Annotated in this window: 20 protein-coding genes; 5 read left to right on the top strand and 15 right to left on the bottom strand. The window is 72.3% G+C overall.

The window, feature by feature from the left end; translation table 11 throughout:
* Positions 1-253 precede the first annotated feature (253 nt).
* Positions 254-1,318, top strand: coding sequence for a L,D-transpeptidase family protein (locus SXIM_RS13955; RefSeq protein ID WP_168222769.1), 1,065 nt, complete (start codon positions 254-256; stop codon positions 1,316-1,318).
* 25 nt (positions 1,319-1,343) lie between these two features.
* Here the strand turns inward: SXIM_RS13955 and gad are convergent, their stop codons facing one another.
* Positions 1,344-2,723, bottom strand: a complete 1,380-nt coding sequence (gene gad / locus SXIM_RS13950) for a glutamate decarboxylase (protein WP_046724208.1) — start codon at positions 2,721-2,723, stop codon at positions 1,344-1,346.
* An 80-nt stretch (positions 2,724-2,803) separates the two neighbouring features.
* On the opposite strand from gad, the gene SXIM_RS13945 reads away from it, so the two are divergent.
* Positions 2,804-3,793, top strand: coding sequence for a ketopantoate reductase family protein (locus SXIM_RS13945; protein ID WP_030732921.1), 990 nt, complete (start codon positions 2,804-2,806; stop codon positions 3,791-3,793).
* Positions 3,794-3,832: 39 nt separating this feature from the next.
* Here SXIM_RS13945 and SXIM_RS13940 read toward each other — a convergent pair whose 3' ends face one another.
* The 3 genes from SXIM_RS13940 to SXIM_RS13930 form a co-directional block, all read right to left on the bottom strand.
* A complete protein-coding gene (locus SXIM_RS13940; RefSeq protein ID WP_046724207.1) occupies positions 3,833-4,276 on the bottom strand; it encodes a hypothetical protein in 444 nt (147 codons plus the stop codon).
* A gap of 146 nt (positions 4,277-4,422) precedes the next feature.
* Complete coding sequence (locus SXIM_RS13935; protein ID WP_046724206.1) at positions 4,423-7,713, bottom strand: substrate-binding domain-containing protein; 3,291 nt, start codon at positions 7,711-7,713, stop codon at positions 4,423-4,425.
* A gap of 153 nt (positions 7,714-7,866) precedes the next feature.
* Positions 7,867-8,844, bottom strand: a complete 978-nt coding sequence (locus SXIM_RS13930; protein WP_030732913.1) for a pectate lyase family protein — start codon at positions 8,842-8,844, stop codon at positions 7,867-7,869.
* Between the two features lie 257 nt (positions 8,845-9,101).
* Between SXIM_RS13930 and SXIM_RS13925 the strand changes: the two genes are divergently transcribed.
* Positions 9,102-9,323, top strand: coding sequence for a DUF2277 domain-containing protein (locus SXIM_RS13925; protein ID WP_030732910.1), 222 nt, complete (start codon positions 9,102-9,104; stop codon positions 9,321-9,323).
* On the opposite strand, the gene SXIM_RS28815 is transcribed toward SXIM_RS13925, so the two are convergent.
* From SXIM_RS28815 to SXIM_RS13910, 3 genes are all read right to left on the bottom strand, one after another.
* Positions 9,298-9,513, bottom strand: coding sequence for a hypothetical protein (locus SXIM_RS28815; protein WP_046724205.1), 216 nt, complete (start codon positions 9,511-9,513; stop codon positions 9,298-9,300). The genes SXIM_RS13925 and SXIM_RS28815 overlap by 26 nt on opposite strands.
* A 96-nt stretch (positions 9,514-9,609) precedes the next feature.
* Entirely contained in the window at positions 9,610-9,855 is a 246-nt protein-coding gene (locus SXIM_RS13915; protein ID WP_030732907.1) for a DUF5302 domain-containing protein, read from the bottom strand.
* A 230-nt stretch (positions 9,856-10,085) separates the two neighbouring features.
* The gene (locus SXIM_RS13910; protein ID WP_046724204.1) at positions 10,086-10,604 is read right to left on the bottom strand and encodes a MarR family winged helix-turn-helix transcriptional regulator; all 519 of its coding nucleotides are present in this window, start codon (positions 10,602-10,604) and stop codon (positions 10,086-10,088) included.
* Between the two features lie 179 nt (positions 10,605-10,783).
* Between SXIM_RS13910 and SXIM_RS13905 the strand changes: the two genes are divergently transcribed.
* Positions 10,784-12,013, top strand: a complete 1,230-nt coding sequence (locus SXIM_RS13905; RefSeq protein ID WP_046724203.1) for an FAD-dependent monooxygenase — start codon at positions 10,784-10,786, stop codon at positions 12,011-12,013.
* A 37-nt stretch (positions 12,014-12,050) separates the two neighbouring features.
* On the opposite strand, the gene SXIM_RS13900 is transcribed toward SXIM_RS13905, so the two are convergent.
* From SXIM_RS13900 to SXIM_RS27430, 5 genes are all read right to left on the bottom strand, one after another.
* Positions 12,051-12,623 (bottom strand): hypothetical protein, encoded by a 573-nt coding sequence (locus SXIM_RS13900; RefSeq protein ID WP_148236112.1) that lies wholly within the window; start codon positions 12,621-12,623, stop codon positions 12,051-12,053.
* Positions 12,613-14,910: a hypothetical protein gene (locus SXIM_RS13895; RefSeq protein WP_046724201.1), complete on the bottom strand. Its 2,298-nt coding sequence runs from the start codon at positions 14,908-14,910 to the stop codon at positions 12,613-12,615. The genes SXIM_RS13900 and SXIM_RS13895 overlap by 11 nt, the downstream gene beginning before the upstream one ends.
* Before the next feature lies 1 nt (position 14,911).
* Positions 14,912-15,343: a hypothetical protein gene (locus tag SXIM_RS13890; RefSeq protein ID WP_046724200.1), complete on the bottom strand. Its 432-nt coding sequence runs from the start codon at positions 15,341-15,343 to the stop codon at positions 14,912-14,914.
* A 134-nt stretch (positions 15,344-15,477) separates the two neighbouring features.
* Positions 15,478-17,157, bottom strand: a complete 1,680-nt coding sequence (locus tag SXIM_RS13885) for a DUF885 domain-containing protein (protein WP_046724199.1) — start codon at positions 17,155-17,157, stop codon at positions 15,478-15,480.
* A gap of 89 nt (positions 17,158-17,246) precedes the next feature.
* Positions 17,247-17,384 (bottom strand): hypothetical protein, encoded by a 138-nt coding sequence (locus tag SXIM_RS27430; RefSeq protein ID WP_168222768.1) that lies wholly within the window; start codon positions 17,382-17,384, stop codon positions 17,247-17,249.
* Between the two features lie 116 nt (positions 17,385-17,500).
* Here SXIM_RS27430 and SXIM_RS13880 point away from each other — a divergent pair, with 116 nt between their 5' ends.
* A complete protein-coding gene (locus SXIM_RS13880; RefSeq protein WP_046724197.1) occupies positions 17,501-17,956 on the top strand; it encodes a MarR family winged helix-turn-helix transcriptional regulator in 456 nt (151 codons plus the stop codon).
* Here the strand turns inward: SXIM_RS13880 and SXIM_RS13875 are convergent.
* From SXIM_RS13875 to SXIM_RS13865, 3 genes are all read right to left on the bottom strand, one after another.
* Positions 17,940-18,506: a GNAT family N-acetyltransferase gene (locus SXIM_RS13875; protein ID WP_046724195.1), complete on the bottom strand. Its 567-nt coding sequence runs from the start codon at positions 18,504-18,506 to the stop codon at positions 17,940-17,942. The two genes, SXIM_RS13880 and SXIM_RS13875, sit on opposite strands and share 17 nt — an antisense overlap.
* Positions 18,506-19,402 (bottom strand): alpha/beta fold hydrolase, encoded by an 897-nt coding sequence (locus tag SXIM_RS13870; protein WP_046724193.1) that lies wholly within the window; start codon positions 19,400-19,402, stop codon positions 18,506-18,508. Before SXIM_RS13870 ends, SXIM_RS13875 begins: the two co-directional genes overlap by 1 nt.
* 61 nt (positions 19,403-19,463) lie before the next feature.
* Positions 19,464-20,546 carry a 2Fe-2S iron-sulfur cluster-binding protein gene (locus SXIM_RS13865; RefSeq protein ID WP_046724191.1) on the bottom strand — a complete coding sequence of 361 codons (1,083 nt, stop codon included), beginning with the start codon at positions 20,544-20,546 and terminating at the stop codon, positions 19,464-19,466.

Here is a 20,546-nt window from a genome sequence, read left to right as displayed (position 1 = left end):
CATCGGCTACGCCGGTCGGCGGACCGGGACGGCCCGCGAAAACAGCGGGTGAATGGCGCGCCGATAGCGGGACGGAACCGGCCGCACGCACCCACGCACGCGCCCCCGGGGCGCGCGACCGGCGCACGGGCACATCCGACACACCTCCGATACCCCATCGTTATGGCCTGGTCGGCAACGGAACGGCCGGTTAGCGCATCTTTACTACTGAGACCTACGAAACCTTCAGGGGGACATGGTGCGCTCCGCGCTCATGCACAGATCGTCCGTCGCCGTCGCGGCACTCGCCGCGACGGCTCTGCTGCTGACCGGATGCGGTGCCCAGGGCACTTCGGACGACGCGGCTCCGCCGCCCGCCGACTCGGCCCCCGAGGCCGACCAGGTGGACGACAAGCCGGCCGACGAGGAGCCGGAGGAGGAGACGGAGCCCGCCGAGGAGGTCGTGCTCGACTTCGGCGACGAGTCGGACCAGGTGCGGGAGTTGCAGGCGCGGCTCGCCCAGCTGGACCACTTCGCCGCCGACCCCACCGGCTACTACGGCGATGTCACCGTCGGCGCGGTCGCCGGTTTCCAGGAGGCGCAGGACCTGGAGGTCTCGGGCACCGTCTTCGAGAGCACCTGGTCGGCGATCACCGAGCTGAGCACCGAGCCCAGCCAGCAGGAGCTGTACCCGCCGCAGTTGGTCATGGGCTACGGCGACAACACCGACACGGTGCGCGAGCTCCAGGCGCGGCTCATCCAGCTCGGCCACTTCGACGAGAAGCCCACCGGCTACTACGGCGACGTCACCTCGGCCGCCGTCCGCGCCTTCCAGCAGTCGGCCGGCATCGAGGCGACCGGCCAGGTGGACGAGACGACCTGGTCCGCGCTGAAGGAGCAGACCAGCGAGCCGGCCCGGGACGACATGTTCCCGCCGATCGAGGTGCCGGAGGTCGAGACCCCCGCCAACCTCGACGAGCGCTGCATGACCGGGCGCGCGCTGTGCATCTCCAAGACCACCAACACGCTGTCGTGGGTGATCGACGGCACGGTGCAGACGACGATGGACGTGCGTTTCGGTACCGAGGAGTACCCCACCCGTGAGGGCGAGTTCGACGTCTACTGGAAGTCCCGCAACCACCACTCCACGCTGTACGACTCCCCGATGCCGTACGCGCTGTTCTTCGACGGCGGCCAGGCCGTGCACTACTCGGAGAACTTCGCCGCCAACGGCTACAACGGCGGTTCCTACGGCTGTGTGAACGTCCGTGACGAGGCGGCCATCGCCGCGCTCTTCGACGACGTGCGCGAGGGCGACAAGGTCATCGTCCACTGGTGACGGCGCGGCGGGCGGGCCCGCCCGCTCAGTGATGGAACGCGGGGCGCTGCTCTGCTGTGGCCGCCGGATGGCGGCCCAGCTCGGCCAGCGCCCCGCGCATGTCCTCCAGCAGCAGCTGCACCAGATCGCGGCTCACCCCGTGCCGGACCACCACCCGCTGCACCACGGTCTCCTGCCGGTCGGCCGGCAGCGGATAGGTGGGCACCTGCCAGCCGCGCAGCCTCAGCCGTTCGGCCAGGTCGTACAGGGTCCAGGTGCTGTGGTCCGGCGCCAGCGTCCAGCAGACCACCGGCAGCCCGGCGCGGCCGTCGTGCAGCACCCGGAACGGTCCGAGGGCGGCGAGGGAGTCGGCCAGCGCCACCGCCGTGTCGGCGCAGGCGCGCTGCACGGCCTGGTAGCCGGCCCGGCCCAGCCGCAGCAGGTTGTAGTACTGCGCGACGATCTCCCCGCCGGGGCGGGAGAAGTTGAGCGCGAAGGTGGGCATGTCCCCGCCCAGGTAGTCCACGTGGAAGACGAGTTCGGCGGGCAGTTCGGCGGCGTCCCGCCACACCACCCAGCCCACGCCCAGCGGCGCGAGCCCGAACTTGTGCCCCGAGCAGTTGACGGACTTCACCCGGGGCACCCGGAAGTCCCACTTCAGGCCGGGCTGGAGGAACGGGGCTACGAAGCCGCCGCTCGCCGCGTCCACATGGATCGGGATGTCGACCCCGGTGCGGGCGGCCAGCGCGTCCAGCGCCGCGGCGATGTCCTCGACCGGCTCGTACGCGCCGGTGAAGGTCACCCCGAGGGTGGCGACCACGCCGATGGTGCGCTCGTCGCAGTACCGGGCCAGCTGCGCCGGATCGGCGGTCGTGCGGCCGGGCAGCAGCGGCATCTGCCGCAGCTCGATGTCGAAGTAGCGGGCGAACTTCTCCCAGCACACCTGCACCGGGCCGCACACCAGGTTGGGGCGGTCGGCGGGCAGCCCGGCCGCCTCGCGCCGCGCCCGCCAGCGGCGGTGCAGGGCGAGCCCGCCGAGCATCGCCGCCTCGCTCGACCCGGTGGTGGAGCAGCCCACGGCCGCCTCGCCGTGCGGCGCGTGCCACAGCGCGGCGAGGATGTGGACGCAGCGCGACTCCAGTTCGGCGGTCTGCGGGTACTCGTCCTTGTCCACCATGTTCTTGTCGAGGGTCTCCGTCATCAGCGCCCGGATCTCCGGCTCGGACCAGGTGGTGCAGAAGGTGGCCAGGTTCTGCCGGGAGTTGCCGTCCAGGGCCAGCTCGTCACGGATCAGCTGGTACGCCTCGCGGGCCGGCATCGGCCCCTCGGGGAGGGTGTAGCGCGGCAGGGCCCGGCCGCTGCCGGGCAGCGCGTACAGATCGTCGGCCTGGTCCGTACGCTCCTGGGTCACACGGTGGAGGGGCACGCCTCCACGCTGCGGCCGGCGGGCGTGCCGCGCAACCGTACCTGCGCCGATCCGGCGACGCCCGGGTGATGATGGCGGTTATGCGCTACATCATCATCGGAGCGGGAGCGGTCGGCGGAGCCATCGGCGGGCGGTTGCACGAAGCGGGTCACGAGGTCGTTCTCGTGGCGCGCGGCGCGCACTACGCCCAGTTGCGCGACGGCGGCCTGCGACTGCGTACCCCCGACGCCTCCCTCACCCTGCCCATACCCGCGGCCGACCGGCCCGAGGCCGTCAGCCTGCGCCCGGACGATGTCCTCGTGCTGGCCGTCAAGACCCAGGACAGCGTGGCCGCGCTGGACGCCTGGGCCGGCCGGCCGGTCGAGGGCGGCGGCACCGCCGGCGAGCTGCTGCCCCTGCTGTGCGCGCAGAACGGGGTGGTGAACGAGCGGCTGGCGCTGCGCCGTTTCCGGCGCGTGTACGGGGTGTGCGTGTGGCTGCCCGCGCAGTTCCTGGCCCCCGGCATCATCACCGCGCCGTGCGCGCCACTCACCGGCATGCTGCACATCGGCCGCTTCCCCGGCGGTACGGACGAGGTGGCGGCACGGATCGCGGCCGACCTGGACAAGGCGTACTTCCTGGCCCCGGTGGCGCCCGACGTGATGCGCTGGAAGTACGCGAAGCTGCTGTCGAACCTGGCGAACGCGGTGGAGGCGGTGACCGGTTCGGCGAGTGAGCCGGACGCGGCCGAACTGGCGGCCCGGGCGCGGGCGGAGGGTGTCGCGGTGCTGGAGGCCGCGGGCATCGGGTACGCGAGCGAGGCGGAGCAGGCGGCGCTGCGCGGGGAGCGGATGCGGCTGCGCCCGGTGCCGGGCGGCGACCCGGCGCACGGCTCGTCCTGGCAGAGTCTGCGGCGTGGCGCGGGATCGATCGAGGCCGACTACCTGAACGGCGAGATCGTGCAGCTGGGACGGCTGCACGGGGTGGACACCCCGGTGAACGAGGTGCTCCAGCGCACCGCGAACCTCTTCGCGCGCGAGGGGCGGGCGCCCGGCTCACTCGCGGCGGCGGATCTCCTGCGGGAAGCCTGAGCCCCCGGCCCCGCGCCCCGGCGCGGGGCCGGGCCCGTCTCAGGCCGGGGCCGCCGCGTCGCCCTCGTCCTCCGGCAGCCGCTCGGTCAGCCGGGCGTGCCGCTGGCGGGCGGCCTGCGGGGTGCCCAGGCCCAGGCCGAAGGCGATCTCCTGCCAGGTGAGCCCGCGCCCCCGGGCCATCTCGATCAGCCCGGCCTCCACCTCGTCCAGTTCGGCGCGGGCGCGGGGCACCAGGGTGAGCGCGGCGGTGATGTCGGCCCGGTCCACCTCCGGCTCCCCTTCGACGGGGAGCGCGGCGCCGCTGAGCAGGAAGGACACCAGCCGGACCGCCTCGTGCGGGGCCAGCACGTGCGGGTGGGTCTGCCGCGCGCGCTGCTCCGCGTCGGCGGCGTGCCGCTCGGCGATCCGGAACAGGGCGGTGTAGACGCGCTGGGCGCGGGCGGCGCCGGCGTCGGGGGGTGTGAAGGGGTCGTTCTCCGTCATGCCTCCATGCTGCGCCCCTGAACGCATTATTGTCAACGAATTGAGTTGAACATTTCGTTCACCACTCTTGCCTCGCCTCGGCGCGGTCGGGTGGCGGTGGTGGGACCGGGCCCGGGCCCAGGGCGTCGGGCGTCGGGGCCGGGGGCTCAGCCGCCCGCTTCCCGGCCGCCGTCCCGGTAGGCGTGCGGGGTGTGGCCGGTGTGGCGGCGGAAGACCCGGGTGAAGTAGGCGCGGTCGTGGAAGCCGACCGCGCGGGCGATGGTCTGGATGTTGTCGTCGCTGTTCCGCAGCCGCGTCCTGGCCCGGCGGATGCGCAGCCGGGTCAGGTAGTCCCACAGGGTCAGCCCGATCTCGCGGTGGAACAGCCGCCCCAGATGGTCCTCGCTCATGCCGGCCGCCTGCGCCACCTGCCAGCGGGTGATGCGCTCCCGGTAGTGCGCCTCCAGATAGGCGAGCGCCGCGCGCACCGGCGCGGGCGCAGGCTCCGTGCGCTGGGTCATCGCCGTCAGCAGCGCCACCGTCTCCGGCCCGGTGAGCACCTCCCGCCCCAGCAGCACCAGGCCGGGATGCGGCTCGGCGCGCCGGACGTCCACCGCCGTGAACCCGTCGTCGCTCAGCATCAGTACGGGCGTCGCCGCGGGTGCGCCGGTCAGTTCGCGGGCCTGGTCGACCAGGTCGAAGCCGTCCATGTCGGGCAGCACGCGATCGGTGATCAGCAGCACGGGCGGCTGCCCGGCCTCCTCGGCGAGCAGCGCGAGCGCCGTGGTGCCGTCGGCGGCGGCCCGTACCGTACGGCCCGGCAGGACGGCCGTCGCCAGCCGGCGCAGCTCCTCGCGCACGGACGGCGAGGCCGTCGCGATGAGCGCGGGGAGCGTGAGCCCCGGAGGGCGCAGCGCGGTGAGAGCGCTGTGCAGATCCGGACGGCCGTACGCGGCGGAGCCGGAGCCCCCGTACAGCAGGAACGGGGTGTGCCGCAGCGCCGGGTGATCGTGCAGCCGGCGGATCATCGACCACTCCTGGGGCCGGGCGTGCGCGGTGTCCCAGGCGATGGCGGCGGGCCCGGGGGCCGCGGTGAGGGTGGCCAGGTCGTCGTCGGGGTGCAGGCGGTGCGGCAGCAGACCGTGGCGGCGGGCCAGCGCGGTGAGTTCGGGGGGCGGCGCGGTGGAGGTGGCGATCAGCAGGGTGCGGCCCGGACCCGCGGCCCGGTCGGCCGGAGGCGCTCCCCGGACGAAGTCCGGCTGCGGGGCGGGCAGCGGGAGTTGCAGGACGAAGGCGCCGTCGGCGAAGCCGAGCGCGCCGCCGTGCAGCACGGCGAGCCGGCGGGCGATGGCCAGGCCGAGACGGGAGCCGGGCTCCCCGGTGGCGAACGGCTGGAAGAGCTGGTCCGTCTCGCCCGGCGCGAGCCGCAGGGCGGGGGCGGTGAGCCGCAGGACGAGGAACGGGGGCCGGACATCGGCGGTCAGCCGGCTGCCGGGGCCCGCGGCCGCGCGGCGCAGATTGCCGAGGATCTGCCGCAGCCTGGCCGGGTCGGCGGCGATGGCCGGCAGCCGGCGGGGGAGGACGGCGCACCCGGCACCGTACATCTCGATCAGGAGCGGCCGGGGGTCGATCAGTTGCCGATCGAGATCGAGCGCGTCGATCTCCGAACGTGACAGATCCAGCAGGTCATCGATCAGCAGCAACAGCCGTGCGGCATCCGCGTACCCCGGGTCGCCCGGCCGGAGGTGCCGCAGGATCGCCTCGACGGGGGTGCGCAGTTCATCGGTGGCGTCGTCCAGCAGCCGGGTCTTGCCGCGGCTGGCCCGCTCGGCGGCATCCCGCGCCCGGCGCACCTCCTCGAACAGCCGCACACCCTTCAGCGCCGCGCTGATCTGGTCGCCCAGCGCCCGGAGCAGCCCGCCGTGCCGGGCGGCGACGCGGCGCGGCCCGGCGGTGAACAGGGCGAAACCGAGGTGCTCGGCGCCGATGTGCAGTGGTTCGAGGACGGCCGTCCACCGCTGCGCGGCGGGTAACGCCCGCTCAAGGGAAGCCAGTTCCGGAGTCCCGCCCAGCAGCAACTCGGCCCCGGGGACGCCCAGCGGCGGCAACTGCCGCTCCAGGGCTGCGGTCAGCGCGGCGGTGTCGGTGACGGTGGTGAGCGCGGTGGCGAGTTCCTGGAGCCGCCGGGCCTCCTGCTCCTTCGTCCAGCGTTCGTACTCCAGCAGCCGCCGCGCCTTGTCGGCCACCATGAGGCGGGCCTGTCCCAGCAGGCGTTCACGGCGCCCGTCACCCGGCATCGGGCCCCTCGCGCGCATCGCCAGCAGCGCCCGGTCCCAGACGGCGGCCTGCTCGTAGCTGTGGATCCGGCTGCCGATCAGCCGCTCCAGACCGGCCAGGAACGCCGTACCGCCCGCCTCCTCCCGCAGTGCCGGGGCCAGCTCGGCCAGGGCGCGCGGCAGCGCGGGGTCCTCCACCGGACCTTCCCCCGGGTCATCGCCCGGGCCGCCGGTGAAGGGGCCTCCGTCGGCCCGCGGTTCACCCTGGCTCACCAGCGGCGAGTGACACCCGCAGGACCTGCGGATCACCAGGGTGCCGGGCACCGCGCGGCGGGTGGGCGGCGCGGTGCCGCGCAGCCGGGCGAGCAGGGTGTCCACGGCCAGCGCGCCGAGTTCGCCGAAGGGCAGCGCGACGGAGGTGAGGGGCGGGTCGCTGATCCGCGCCTCGACGGAGTCGTTGAAGCTGATCAGCGCCACGTCCTCGGGGACCCGGATGCCCCGGTGGGTGAGGAAGCGCAGCGCGTCGGCGGCGAGTGCGTCGCTGCACGCGATGACGGCGTCGAAGTCGCGTCCCGGGCGCAGTCCGCGTACATCGAGCAGGACGCGCATCGCGGCGGCGCCCGCGCCCGGCGCGAAGTCGACGGAGGCGGCTACCAGGGCGCGGTCGTACGGGATGTGGTGACGGGCGAGGGCGTCCGTATAGGCGCGGAAGCGGTCCACGGAGACCGGGTTGGCGAGCGGTCCGCGCAGGCAGGCGAGCCGGCGGCGGCCGTGCTCCCCCGTGAGGTGGCCGACCGCGCGGCGCATGCCGGTGTTGCTGTCCAGCAGCAGCGTCTCGTGGTCCTCCAGAGCGCGGTTGAGGCTGACGACGGCGGGGAGGGCGGCGAGGCGTTCGGTGAGCCGGGCGGCGGGGGCGGTGCCGGGGGCGGGCAGGCCGAGGGTGGAGGTCCAGCAGATCGCGCCATCGAGGTGCTCGGGGGAGATCAGCCGGTAGAGGGCGTTGCGGGCGGCGCCGTCCGCGCCCTCCGGGCGGAGGGCACCCCCGGGGAAACACAGGACGTTGACATCGTTGCGCTCGGCCGCCTCCAGGACGCCGGACCACAAGGTGGCGCCGACGCCCAGGTGGATGTTGGCCGTGACGAGCCCGATCGTGGGCCGGGGCTGACGCCGTGCCGTGGCCATGGAGGGCTTCCTCGTCCGCCGTGGGACATGTGCAGAGGAAGATAGCCCCATGACCGTACCCGGACAAGGCCATGGCCTGTCCGGGTACGGGTGGTGCGTGACGGCGCGGGGTCATGCGGGGTCATGCGGGGTCGTACGGAGTGGATACGGGCGTCAGATCTTCCCGGCGCCCGCGCCCGACTGGACGATCGACTTGACGCTGGACGCCGCGTCGAGGCTGTAGCCGTACGGGATGCCGTTCACCGAACCGCCGGCCTGGCCCGAACCGGAGTTGACGAAGTGGTTGTTGCGGGCGACCAGGGTGCCGGCCGGGGACGAGCCCTCACCGAGGTGGAAGGGGTCCTTGGTGTTCTCGAAGTAGTTGCCCTCGACCAGGACGCCGGCTTCCTTGGTGGAGGCGACCCCGTAACTGGTCACCCCGCCGTAGTAGTTGTTGTACACGTGCACCGGGTTGCCGAAGCGGACCCGGGGGTTGCGCTGGTTGGTGCCGTCGAACCAGTTGTGGTGGTAGCTGACCCGCAGCTTGCCCCGGTCCTGGGAGGCGTTGCCGTCGTCGTGGCCCAGCAGCATGGTCTTGTCGTGACTGAAGACGCGGTTCCAGGAGACGGTGATGTTGTCCGAGGCCCGCTTGATGTCCACGAGGCCGTCGTAGGCGCTGGACAGCGTGTTGTGGTCGACCCAGACCCGGGTCGAGTTCTCGATGTTGATGGCGTCGTCGTTCGAACCGGAGAAGGTCAGGTTCTGGATGATGACGTTGCTGACGCCGCTCACGTTGAGGCCGCTGCCGGTGATCCGGCCGCTGGTGCCGACCCCGAGGATGCTCGTGTTGGCGGAGACCTTGGTCATCGAGCTGAGCGAGATCGTGCCGTTGACCCGGACCTGGACCGCGCCGGAGCGCTGCACGGCCTCGGTGAACTGGCTGGCGTTGGTGACGGTCACCGTGGTGCCGCCCGCACCGCCGGTGGTGCCGGCCCCGAAGCCGGTGGGGCTGCCGACGGCGAGGGTCGACACGGTGTCCTGCGGTACTTCGGCGGCCGATCCGCTGGAGGCGGTCAGTGCGCCCAGCGTCGCCACGGCGGTCGCGATGGCCGCGACCGATGCCAGCTTGAACCTTGCGCTCGTCCTGCGCATGCGATTCTCCGTCCGGTGTGGGGGGTGGGAGGATTGGTCGCGCGGCTCGGCATACAGGGAGTGATGACCTGATGCCGTGGAGCAATGCCTCGATGCTAGGGCGGAACCGTGTGGACGATGGCGGGCCGCCTGTGGACTATTGCGCGCTTGTGTTGTGAGGCGGTGAGCCGAGGCTGTTCGGCTGTGCGAACTCCGCGAACCGGTCCGCCGGGCCACAGGGCCGTGGCGTTGTCAGTGGGGCGCGGCACACTGGAGACATGTGCAGAAGCATCAAGACCCTGCGGCCCCCGATGACCCCCGAGGTGACGGAGGGCGACATCGAGGCGGCGGCACGGCAGTACGTACGCAAGGTGAGCGGCTTCCGCGAGCCGGCGGCGCACAACAAGGAGGTGTTCGAGGCGGCGATCTCGGACATCACCGCCGCCACCGAACACCTGCTGGCACATCTGGAGGTCAGGAACACAGCGCGTTCTCGATGAGCGCGCGGGTGGCGTCGCCCTCCGGCACCGGCGTGGTGGTGTTGACGGACAGCACGACGCCGCGGGTGCCGTGCTCGGTGATGCCGTCGCGGGTCATGAACCCACTGGTGTGCTGGAGCAACTGGTGCACCGTGATCGCGGAGCCGTCGATGCCCTCCCCCTGGACCGGGCCGGGCAGCCAGTCCGCCACGGCCGGGTCGCTCCCTCAGGCAGCGCGAAAAGGCGCCCGACTCGGTTCTCCGCCGTCGGGCGCCTTGCGCGGGGCCGGTCAGGCGCCCGTCACGGCTCAGCCGCCGCTCTTGCGGCGGAACGAGCGCTGACTCGCGGCCGGGCCGTGCGCCGCACGCACCTTCGCCGCGCCGGGATTGCCGCCGGCCTCGGCGGCGTTCGCCTGGGTACCGCTCTTGCGCTCCAGCGCTTCGCGGAACCTGCGCTTGAGGTCGTCGTTGCCGCCGCTGTCCGGCGCGAGCGGGGCGGCCTCGGGGGCGGCGTCCGGCTCCGAACCTTCCGGGGACACGTTCTCTGCGGTCATGATGACCTCCTGCGGTTCGGGGTGAGACAGCACAGCTTGTCATGCCCGACGGGTGCGGGGCGCCGCGCAACCCTTCCCCCAGACTCCGCACGCACACCGCCGCCGCGCGGACGACCGGCACGAACGGACGGGAACGGACGGGAACGGACGGAACGGGCGCGGACCGACCCCGGCCCGGGCGCCCCGGACGCCGGTCGACGGGCAGGCGGCAGCACCGTGCACGCCACCCCCTACCCCTGCCCCCCCTCCCCCTCCTCCGGCAGTGCCAGCCGGGCCAACACGTCGTCGGCGAAGCGGGCGAGAAGGCGGAGGAGGTCATCGCGGTCCTGCCGGGGCCAGTCGGCGAGGACCTCGGCGAGCCAGCCGAGCACCGAGGCGACATAGCGGCGTGCGGCCTCGTTACCCGTCTCCGTCGGCTCGATGAGGCTCGCCCGGCGGTCGAGGGGGTCGGCGATGCGCCGCACGAGGCGGCGCCTCTCCAGGGCCTGGACCTGACGGGTGACGTGCGGGCCCACGACCTGCATGCGGTCGGCGATCTCCCCGATGCGCAAGGGCTCCCCGGCCGCGAGCAGGGAGACCAGCACCCCCACGGCGGGGCGGTCCAGGGAGGGACCGGCGGCCTCCACGGCACGCTCGATGAGCCGGCCCTTGTTGAACGCGGAGCTGAGCCGGGTGATCCGGGGCAGCACGGCGAGCAGGTCGTCGGGCGAGAGCCCGGGCGCGGGCTCCCCGGGGGACTCGGGGGTCATGGCACCTCCATTTGCATACCTGAGTTAGGTATCTATATCGTTGGGGACGAAGCCGCGGCGCAGAAGAGCGCCTCACGGCCTCATAAAGGATACCTAAGGTACGTATTTGTGGCCGTCCTCCGGGGCGTGCCGCGTACCGCCTCCGTGCCGGGTCCGCCCGGCGGAAAGGTGCCATTCCCATGACGCACCCGACGTCCACGTCCGCCCCCCGCCGCGTCCTGATCTCCGGGGCCAGCATCGCCGGTCCCACCCTCGCCTACTGGCTCGACCGGTACGGCTTCGAGGTGACCGTCCTCGAGAAGGCCACCGCCGTCCGCGGCGGCGGCTACGCGATCGACATCCGCGGCACGGCCCGGGAGGTCGTGGACCGCATGGGCCTGCTGCCGCGACTGCGCAAGGCCCACATCGACACCCACCGGGTCTGCTTCCTCGACGCCGCCGGGGACACGGTCGGCGCGGTGCAGCCCGAGCAGGTGACCGGCGGCGAGAGCGGCCAGGACCTCGAGGTCCGGCGCGGCGACCTGGCCGACGCCCTCTACGCGCCGCTGCGGGACCGCGTCGAGTTCCTCTTCGGCGACTCGATCGCCACGCTGGAGGACGACGGGGACGCCGTGCACGTCGTCCTGGACAGCGGCACGCGCCGCACGTTCGACCTCGTGATCGGCGCGGACGGACTGCACTCGAACACCCGCCGGCTGGTCTTCGGGCCCGAGGAGCCCTTCCACCGCTACCTCGGGCACGTCTTCGCGGGCTTCACCCTGCCCAACGAACCCGGCTTCTCGCACGAGGCGTTCATCTGGAGTGAGCCGGGACGCAGCGCGGTCACGTACGCCTACGAGCCCTCCGAGCCCGTGCACGGATTCCTCATCTTCGCGCGCGACACCCCGCCCTTCGAGGCGTTCCGCGACCCGCGCGCCCAACGCGATCTGGTCGCCTCGCAGTTCCCCGAGCAGGTGTGGCAGGTGCCACGGCTGGTGGCGGCGATGCGGGCGTCCGAGGACCTCTTCTTCGACATCGTGAGCCAGATCCACATGCCCGCCTGGTCCCGCGGGCGGGTCGCGCTGGCGGGCGACGCGGCGCACGCGACGTCCTTCCTCTCCGGACAGGGGTCGAGCGTCGCGCTCGTCGGCGCCTACGTCCTGGCCGGCGAACTCGCCTCGCACGCGGACCACGCCGAGGCCTTCGCGGCGTACGAGCGCCGGATGCGCCCCTTCGCGGAGCGCAACCAGGCGCTGTCCACCGGCGGCGGCACGATCGTCATACCGACGACGCGTGCCCAGCTTGACGCCCGCAACGCGCTGCTCCGCGACCCGGAGGCGATGGCGAAGGAACTGGCGACGGCGGACGCCGAGGCGCGACGGGCGACGCACTCGTCCCTGACCCTGCCGGAGTACCCGACGGGACGCTGAACCGCACTCTCCCCCGTCCCGGCGCGCCGGCCAGACCCTAGCCGGCGCGCTCCTCACAGGGCACGCCGTCGATGGCGGCGGCCATGTAGGGCTGGATCAGCCGGGAGAGGACCTCGACGGATTCCTCGTCGTCCTTCGGGTGACTTACCTGGAGATAGACCAGAAAGCCCTCCATCATGTTGTGATCCGAGTTGACCGGTACGGTGCACGGGGCCTTGGCGACGGCAAGACCGGGCCAGACCATCGCCTCGAACTCTCCTGCCACAGGCCTCCCTTCGGCCTCCTCGACGGTCACACCCTCCCTCGCGATGACGGTCTGAAAGTCGCCCCCGGCCGTGGTCTCGGACCTGATGGCGACTTCTCCGTCCACCTCTATGACGCAAGAACGACCAGCGAACAAACCACCGTACTTCTCGAAGGAATCGAGCACTTCTTTCTCACTCCCCGGCGGGAAGACCGGATCGTAGAGATTTTCCGGCAGGTCCAGACCGCACATGGTATCGGGAAGGGAATAATTCCTCTCGGCTGGACCGCTGCTGCACGCGGAGAGCAAGAGCGCAGCCGATGCAACGGAAAATCCGATCCAGGCGCGACGCAGGTCACGATTCATCGTTCGGCATACCCCCGGGGTCCCAGCTGATCTTGGTATGAAAAAACTGCTGAACGTCAAGATTCACCGAGTTTCCGAAGTGCTGGCGCATATCGTCGCTGTGGGATGCACCAGAGATTTCAACCGCCCTGACCGCAGCGTCGATCGCCTCCTGACGCCACTGGCGGTACGCGCTGTCCACATCATCAGCGACCGCCGCACTGTTGTCCCGTACAAGCGAATCAACGACTGCATCGTTCAGCTGCTCCACTCCCCAACTGATGAAGGAGCCTCCCACCGGAAGCGAGTCGGCAACCTTGGATGCCACTTCGTCGAGAATCAGGCCGGAGAACTCAAGGGCAGATTCGACCTTTTGGTTGTACTCCTCATCCGCGGCAACGCCGTCCGCGTACACGGCTTGAGCGCGGGCCTCTGCGAGGATTCCAGCCATCATTGCCCCAGGAGCGACAGCATGTTCCAGCCGCTGCTCCAGAATCGCATCGGACCCGGCGGAGGAATTCAGCGCGTAGTCGACGGTAGCCGCAGTATAGGCCTGCTGGGCCGTCGTCAGGTATCCATAGGCATCTGGATCTCTCCCCAGCTGGCCGAGGAATTTGTCCACCTTTACTCCCTCCAGATCCAGCCTCGGATCCGGAATGGGCATCACTTCGATCTTGCCACCGACCGCGAATTGGAAGTCACCCACGTACGCAGCCGTCATCCGCCCCAGTTCCGGCCGCATGAAGGACCAGTCGCCGTCATCCGCGATCAGCGCGCCCTCGTCCTCCGAGAAGGCGGCGACAAGATGTTCCATCACACGGGCGCCCTCCTCCGTGCGGTTCAGGGCGCGGTCCGCCGGTGGGGAGTCGGTGCCCATGGGGATGCCGGTGGTCGCCGCCTCCAAGGCGTTGACCAGGCCGTCGCGGGCTCCGTCCGGCTCGGTGGGCCGCGCCGTGATGCTGTCTCCCCCGCCGTAGGCGTGGTCGTTCATGTCCATCTCGCCGTAGTGCACGAGATGGTTCCACTTCCGGTCGTGCAGGAAGTAGTCCAGGTTGTCGTTGGCGTCCGGGTCGAGGTAGGCGGCCGACGTGTCCGGTGCTGCCGCCATGAGGCCGAGAACGGCGTCCAGAGGGTCCAGGGCGAAGCGATCCAGTTCCGCGGCGCTCAGACCGTCGACGTTTCCCTCCTCGGCACGCTGCTGCCAGATGTCCTGGCTTCCGCCGCGAGAGGGGTCCTCCGCCGTACGGATGTCGTCGGCCAGGTCCCGGAGGAAACGGTCCGGGTAACCCTCGCCCGAGGACAGCACGGTGGCCAGGAGTTGGTAGCCGGTCACACTGTGGTCGGTCAGCCCCGGGGCGGGATAGCGCGTGGTGCCCGCCTCGCGCAGGTCGGTCATCCAGCCCTCGTAGAACCGGCCTTCCTCCGTGTGGATCCACTGTCCGTACGGGATTCCCCCGTCCAGGGCCGGGGTCTGGGTGGCCACCGCCACCGTGTTCGCGAGGCGCTGTTCGAGGATGGCGTAGCGCCGGCGGGATTCCTCGTCGCCGCCGTCGCCCAAGTGGCCCGCCACCTGGGCGGACAGCGCGAGCAGGCCGTCGGCTCCCAGTTCCGTCAGCAGGTGGCGGTTGAACGCCGCGTCGTCCGCGTGGCTGGCCATCAGCTGGTTCAGCTCGAACCACTCCTGCTCGGAGAGCTCGCCCTGCTCGTTGAGCCGCAGGGCCAGTTCCGCCGCCTGCTTCCCCGGCGGGACCTGCGCGTCCGTCAGCGCGGCACCGTTGAAGATCCCACCGCCCATGAGGTCCAGGCCGGTTGTCGCGTCCTTCAGCTCCAGGGCCAGGCTCACATCCGCCGCCGCCACCAGCGACACCGCCCGGTCCAGTTCCAGACGCCATTCGGCGGCGACCTCGTCGAGCCGCTGCGTCTCCGGGTCGTTCGGCTGCCGGTCGGCGACCGACACGTGGCCGTCGGCGTTCACGGCGAAGCCCGCCGCCCTCGCCTCCTCCACCAGCGACATCAGCCGGCCGCGCAGCCGGGTCAGTTCCGCCTCGCCGTCCCGCAACAGCCGCGCGATGCCCCGGCACTCCTCCTGGGCCGCCGCCAGTTCGCGTTCGGTCGCCGCGAACCGGTCGGTGGCCGCGTCGGCACTCAGGCCGCTCCACACCTCGGCGTTGCCGCTGGTGGCGTGGTAGACGCGGGTACGGTGGTCCGCCTCGGCCTCCCCGAAGCCCTCCGCCGCGCGCTCCCACGACTCGGCCGCCGAGATCAGCGCGCCGAAGTCCTGCTCGGCGACCTCGCGATAGGACACCATGTCAGTCGGGTATCCCGTTGATGGGGGTCGCGCGGATGGCCTGCAGGTCGTTCACGATCTGGGCCTCCTGGTGGACGAACGCCTGCGATACCCCTCGCAGCGCCTGCGCCTCCAGTTCCAGCCACTCACCGAGGGCCGACAGCTTGTGCTCCCATGCCTGGGACGCGTGCGCCAGCCCGGCGGCGGAGCGCCAGCCCGCCATCCGGGCCGCCGAGCGCACGGAGGCCGCCATCACGAGGGCGCCTTCCCTGGTCACCGCCGGCTTCAGCTCCTCCTCCAGGTAGGCCGCCGCCGCTTCCTTCGCGCCGGCCGTCACCGTCAGGCCGCTGTTGCCGCCGGCCCCGCCGCCCTCGTGCGTGTTCAGCCGGGTGCGCGCGATCTCCTCGCGCGCCGCCTCCTTGGCAGCGGCCCACTCCGCGTCCCAGTCGGACATTCCCCACCCCGTCCCACCCGTCGTGCCCCACCCCCGACGCGCGCCATTCTAGGCGGGCGGGGGCCGTCACGGAGGCCGTCGTGCCCTGCCCGACCGCGCGTGGAGACGACGCGTTGGGCAGGGCACGCGGGCGGTCACAGCGCGGCGAGCTCCTCCGTCAGATCGTCCAGGCCGAGCGAGCCGAGTGACAGGGCCGCCATGTGCCACGCCTTCAGGTCGAACGCCTCGCCCCGCGCGGCGCGGGCCGCGTCCCGGCCCGCCAGCCAGGCACGCTCGCCCAGCTTGTAGCTGATGGCCTGCCCCGGCATGCCCAGGTAGCGGGTCAGCTCCGAGCGCGTGTACTCGGGCTCCTGGCCGGTGTGGGTCATGAAGAACTCGGTGGCCAGCTGTGGGGTCCACACCTCGCCGGGGTGGTAGCTCTCACCGGCCGGGACCTTCAGCCCCAGGTGCATGCCGATGTCGATGATGACCCGCACCGCGCGCAGCATCTGGCCGGAGAGGTAGCCAAGACGGTGCGCCGGGTCGGTGAGGTAGCCGAGTTCGTCCATCAGCCGCTCCGCGTACAGCGCCCAGCCCTCGGTGGCCGCGCTGACCGAGCCGACGCTCACCTGGTAGCGCGAGAGCCGTTCCTGCACCAGCACCCACTGCGCCAGCTGGAGGTGGTGTCCGGGGACGCCCTCGTGGTACCAGGTGGAGACGACGTTCCACACCGGGAAGCGGGTCGCGCCCAGCGTCGGCAGCCAGGTCTGGCCCGGGCGGGCGAAGTCCAGGGAGGGCCGGGTGTAGTACGGGGCGGCGGCGCTGCCGGGCGGGGCGATGCGGGCCTCGACGCGCTTGATCGGGTCGGCGAGGTCGAAGTGCGTACCGTCCAGATCGACGATGGCGCGCTCCATCAGGTCCTGGAGCCACCGGCGCATCTCCTCCTGGCCGTCGATCGCCTGGCCCTTCTTCTCCAGGTGGTGCATCGCGGCGAAGGTCGACTCCCCGGGCAGGACCTCGGCGGCCACCGCGCGCATCTCGCGCTCCAGGCGGTGGAACTCCTCCCAGCCGTAGGCGTAGGCGTCCGCCAGGTCCAGGTCCGAGCCGGTCCAGCGGCGGGCGGAGAGGAGATAGCGTTCGCGGCCGACCGCGTCGGGCGTGCCGGCCACGGCGGGCAGGTAGTCGTCGCGCAGGTAGGCCCGCAGTTCGGCCAGGCCGCCGGTCGCGGCGTCGGCCGCCGCCGCCAGTTCGGCGCGCCGGGCCTCGGGGCCGCTCGCCGCGAAGGTGCGGTACCAGTCGGACTCCAGCCAGGCGTCTAGCTGTTCGATGACGGTCTCGACCTGGCGGGGCGCGGCGTTCAGGCCACGTCCGGTGCCCGCGCGCAGCGATTCGGCGTAATCGCGCAGCGCCGCCGGTACGTTGTGCAGGCGGCGGCCGATGACGGCCCAGTCGTCGTCGGTCGTGGTGGGCATCATCAGGAAGACGGAGCGCTGCTGTTGCAGCGGGGAGAACAGGTTGCTGACCTGCCGCAGGTTCTCGCCCGCCTCCTCCAGGGCGAGCGAGGCGCCCAGCCGTTCCCGCAGCAGCCGGGCCGCGCGCCGCTCGTCGGCCGACTCGGCCAGGCCGGCGCGTTCGGCGGCGTCCAGAGCGGTGAGGGTGTCGCGCTCGACGGTGGCGAGGGCGGCGTGGCCCTCCGGCGAGTAGTCGGGGAAGCCGTCCGCGCCGGGGTTGACGCCCAGTTGGGTGCCGACGACCGGGTTGAGTTCCACGAGCTGGTCGACGTAGGCGTCGGCGATCCGGCGGGGTGTGGTGGGGGAGGAGTCAGATTGCTGCATCGTGCCATCCTCTACAACACGCGGACCAAAGGGAAGGAACATTTGTTCGATTACCGCGTATCGTCGGGCGCACCATGACCACTGATCCCTTACTGATCGGACGCGACCACCCCGCCGAGGTCCTGCGCTCCGCCGTACGCCGGTCCGCCGGGAGCCACGGCGGGCTGATCCTCGTGACGGGCGAGGCGGGTCTTCACCAGCCCTGTCGTCTCGATCGCGAGACTCATGGGTCCCCCTGTGTCTTCCGGTTCGCGTCCGTTCACCCGTGGGGCGCGAGGTCCGGTCCAGCGGGTGCTGGACGGGAGTTGACCTCAAGTGAGGTTGAGGTTCTAGCGTCGGCTGCATGAGCGATCTGAGGAAGTACCCCACCGAAGAACTGGCGGCCCAGCCCATCGGCTACTGGAGCACGGCGGTGAGCCGGGCCGTCCTGGGCCGGATCCGCGCCGAGCTGTCCACCGAAGGACTGACGCAGCCGCACTGGTGGACGCTGAACCACGCCGCGGGCGACCCGGGCGGCTGGGAGCGCGGCCCGCTGGCGCGCAAGCTGCTGCCGTTCGCCGATCCGGGCACGGAGTTCGGGCCGGTCTTCGACGATCTCGTGGCGCGCGGCTGGCTGACGGAAAGCCCGGGGTTCACCCTCACCGGGGCCGGCGAGGCGGGCCGGCTGCGGGCGCGCGCGCTGTTGGGGGCGGCGCACGAGCAGATCCACCGGGGGGTGCCGGCGGACGAGTACGCCGCCGCCGTCAACGTCCTGCGCCGGATGGCCGGCAATCTGGGCGGTGTCAGCGATCTCCCGTAGCGGCCGCCTGTGCCGCCGTCAGCGCGTACTCGACCTCGCCGTGCTCGGAGCCGGGGATGGCCTCCGGCCAGTCGCCGAAGTAGGCGCGGACGAAGCGCAGTCCGGCCTTCTCCATCACCCGGCGCGAGGCGGCGTTGACCGCCATCGTGTTCGCGGTGACGCGCCGGGCCCCCAGATCCGTGAAGGCGGCGGTGAGCAGGGCGCGGGCGCCCTCGGTCGCGTACCCCTGGCCCCAGACGGAACGGTTCAGCCGGTAGCCGAGTTCGAGGACGGCGGCGCTGTCCCCGTCAACCGGCAGCAGCTCGAACCAGCCCAGGAACGCGCCCGTCGCGCGGTCCTCGGCCGCCCAGAAGCCGGGCCGCCCGCCCAGACAGGGGTAGCGGCGGGCCAGCCGGGGCAGGACACGCTCCCGTACGTCCTGCGGCGTCCTGGGCCGACCGCCGTTGATGTACCGCATCACGGCGGGGTCGCTGTCGAGCCCGAGGACCAGCGCCGCGTCGGACGCGTTCTCGGTGAAGGCCCGCAGGGTCATCCGTTCCGTCGCGCGCATCAGGGACGCTCCGCCCGTCGCGTGTGGTCGGCGATGGCGCCGGTGATCAGCGGCCACAGTTCGCGCGGCCGGTCGTGCCCCATGCCGGGGATGAGCAACAGTTCGGCGCCGGGGACCAGTTCGGCGGTGCGCCGCCCGCCGCTCGGGTCGATGAGGGTGTCGTCCAGACCGTGGATGACCAGGGTCGGCACCCGCAGGGTGCGCAGGGCGTCCGCGCGGGAACCACTCAGCACGATGGCGCCCAGCTGACGCCCCGCCGCCTCGGGGCGGTGGGCGCGGTCGTAGCCACGGGCGGCCAGGTCCCGCAGGCCGGCCGGGTCCGGGTAGCGCCGGGAGGACCACACCAGGGCGCGCTCGGCCGCCGCGATGTATCCGGCGCGGTCGGCCGGCGCGGGCCGGGAGAGCGCGGCGAGGGCCTCGGGGGTGGACTGTCCGTAGGCTCTCTCGCCCGTCGAGGACATCATCGAGGTCAGCGTCAGCACCCGCTCGGGGTGCTCGATGGCCATCGTCTGGGCGATCATGCCGCCCATCGACGTGCCGACCACATGGGCGCGTTCGATGCCGAGCGCGGTGAGCAGACCCAGACCGTCCGCCGCCATGTCCCGCAGCCGGTAGGGGACCATCGCGCGGGCGGCGTCCAGGTCCCCCGCCTCGACGGTGGCCATGAACCGACCCACGTCCACTGGGTGCTCGTCGAACGTCGTGGACAGGCCGCTGTCGCGGTTGTCGTACCGGATCACGTAGTGGCCCCGGTCGGCGAGCGCCCGGCAGAAGTCCTCCTCCCAGGCGATCAGCTGGGCGGCGTACCCCATCACCAGCAGCACCGGCGGATCGGCGGGGTCGCCGAAGGTCTCGTAGGCGAGGGTGACTCCGGGGGACGCGTCGGCGAACGGCATGCCCCGGATCCTGCCAGGCGGCCGGAACGGGCGCAGCCGAATTGTCCGGGCGTCGGCGTGGCTACGCGTCGTAGTCGACCTCGACCGTGCCGGTGACGGGGTGCGACTGGCACGGGAGGATGTAGCCGGCGGCCAGTTCCTCCTCCTCCAGGGCGTAGTTGCGCGCCATCCGCACCTCACCGTGGAGCAGCCGCGCGCGGCAGGTGCCGCACACGCCGCCCTTGCAGGAGTACGGGGCGTCGGGGCGGTTGCGGAGCGTCGTCTCCAGCACCGTTTCGGCGGGGCGGGGCGGCCAGGTGTCGCGGCGGCCGTTCAGGGTGGCGGTCAGCAGCGCCCCGCCGGCCACGGTGGCCGGGGGCGGGGGCGGTGCGGCGGGCTCCGTACCGGCGTGGAAGAGCTCCGCGTGCACCCGGGCCCGGGCCACCCCGAGCGCGTCCAGCGCCGCACGCGCCTCCTCGATCAGCCCCTGCGGGCCGCACAGATACCAGGCGGTCACCTCCCGTACCGGAACCACGGAGGGCAGCAGGGCGCGCAGCCGGCCGGCGTCCAGGCGTCCGGTGGCGGGCCCGGTGTGCCGTTCCTCGCGGGTGAGGGTGTAGAGGAGTTGCAGCCGTCCGGGGTGGCGGTCCTTCAGTTCGGCCGCCGCCTGGAGGAACATCGTGGCCGCTGCAGTGCGTTCGCTGCGCAGCAGCGTGAAGCGGGCCCCGGGGTCGCCGGCCAGGGCGGTGGCGGCCATCGACAGCACCGGGGTGATCCCCGAACCGCCGGTGATGGCGACCGCGTGCCCGCCGCTCCCGCCGTCCGCGCCGCGCAGCGTGAACCCGCCCACCGGGGGCAGAACATGCAGGGTGTCGCCCACCGCGAGGTCCTTGACGGCGTGCGCGGAGAAGGTGCCGCCGGGCAGGTGCCGGACGCCGATGGTCAGTTCGCGCACCGGGCCGTCGGCGGGGGGCACCGGGCCCGAGACGGAGTACGTGCGGCGCAGTTCAGCTCCCGAAGCGTCGTGATGACGGATCGTCAGATGCTGCCCGGGTACGTAGCGGAAGATGTCGCCCAGCGGCTCGGGTACGGCGAGGGTGAGCGCCACCGCGTCCTCGGTGAGCTGCTCGCGGGCGGCGATGCGCAGCGGGTGAAAGGCAGCCAC

The sequence above is a fragment of the Streptomyces xiamenensis genome, from assembly GCF_000993785.3.
GTDB lineage: Bacteria > Actinomycetota > Actinomycetes > Streptomycetales > Streptomycetaceae > Streptomyces > Streptomyces xiamenensis.
Note: the sequence above shows the minus strand (reverse complement) of the source record. Positions and strands in the feature narration are given on the sequence as shown.